The sequence below is a fragment of the Kitasatospora sp. NPDC001683 genome (assembly GCF_053596495.1).
This window is the reverse complement of the sequence record NZ_JBSFGK010000231.1, coordinates 1-1,394: the sequence shown is the minus strand read 5'-3', so window position 1 is coordinate 1,394 and position 1,394 is coordinate 1. Positions and strand designations below refer to the sequence as shown.

The following is a 1,394-nucleotide window of genomic DNA, read 5'->3' as shown; positions in this document are numbered from 1 at the left end:
CTGAGGACAAGCCCTCGGCCTATTAGTACCGGTCAACTCCACCCCTCACAGGGCTTCCATATCCGGCCTATCAACCCAGTCGTCTACTGGGAGCCTTACCCTCTCAAGGAGGTGGGAGTGCTCATCTCGAAGCAGGCTTCCCGCTTAGATGCTTTCAGCGGTTATCCCTCCCGAACGTAGCCAACCAGCCATGCCCTTGGCAGAACAACTGGCACACCAGAGGTTCGTCCGTCCCGGTCCTCTCGTACTAGGGACAGCCCTTCTCAACACTCCTACGCGCACAGCGGATAGGGACCGAACTGTCTCACGACGTTCTAAACCCAGCTCGCGTACCGCTTTAATGGGCGAACAGCCCAACCCTTGGGACCTACTCCAGCCCCAGGATGCGACGAGCCGACATCGAGGTGCCAAACCATCCCGTCGATATGGACTCTTGGGGAAGATCAGCCTGTTATCCCCGGGGTACCTTTTATCCGTTGAGCGACGGCGCTTCCACAAGCCACCGCCGGATCACTAGTCCCTACTTTCGTACCTGCTCGACCCGTCAGTCTCACAGTCAAGCTCCCTTGTGCACTTACACTCAACACCTGATTGCCAACCAGGCTGAGGGAACCTTTGGGCGCCTCCGTTACCCTTTAGGAGGCAACCGCCCCAGTTAAACTACCCACCAGACACTGTCCCTGATCCGGATCACGGACCCAGGTTAGACATCCAGCACGACCAGAGTGGTATTTCAACGGCGACTCCACAACAACTGGCGTTGCTGCTTCACAGTCTCCCACCTATCCTACACAAGCCGAACCGAACACCAATATCAAGCTATAGTAAAGGTCCCGGGGTCTTTCCGTCCTGCTGCGCGAAACGAGCATCTTTACTCGTAATGCAATTTCACCGGGCCTATGGTTGAGACAGTCGAGAAGTCGTTACGCCATTCGTGCAGGTCGGAACTTACCCGACAAGGAATTTCGCTACCTTAGGATGGTTATAGTTACCACCGCCGTTTACTGGCGCTTAAGTTCTCAGCTTCGCCTAGTCGAAACTAAGCTAACCGGTCCCCTTAACGTTCCAGCACCGGGCAGGCGTCAGTCCGTATACATCGCCTTACGGCTTCGCACGGACCTGTGTTTTTAGTAAACAGTCGCTTCTCGCTGGTCTCTGCGGCCACCCCCAGCTCAAGGCGCAAAGCCCGTCACCAGGAATGGCCCCCCTTCTCCCGAAGTTACGGGGGCATTTTGCCGAGTTCCTTAACCATAGTTCACCCGAACGCCTCGGTATTCTCTACCTGACCACCTGAGTCGGTTTGGGGTACGGGCCGCCATGAAACTCGCTAGAGGCTTTTCTCGACAGCATAGGATCATCCACTTCACCACAATCGGCTCGGCATCAGGTCTCAG

Annotated in this window: 1 rRNA gene; it reads right to left on the bottom strand. The window is 56.1% G+C overall.

What is annotated here, in order from left to right:
- Positions 1 to 2: 2 nt before the first annotated feature.
- A 23S ribosomal RNA gene (locus ACWCYO_RS40670) occupies positions 3 to 1,394 on the bottom strand; the annotation flags it as partial.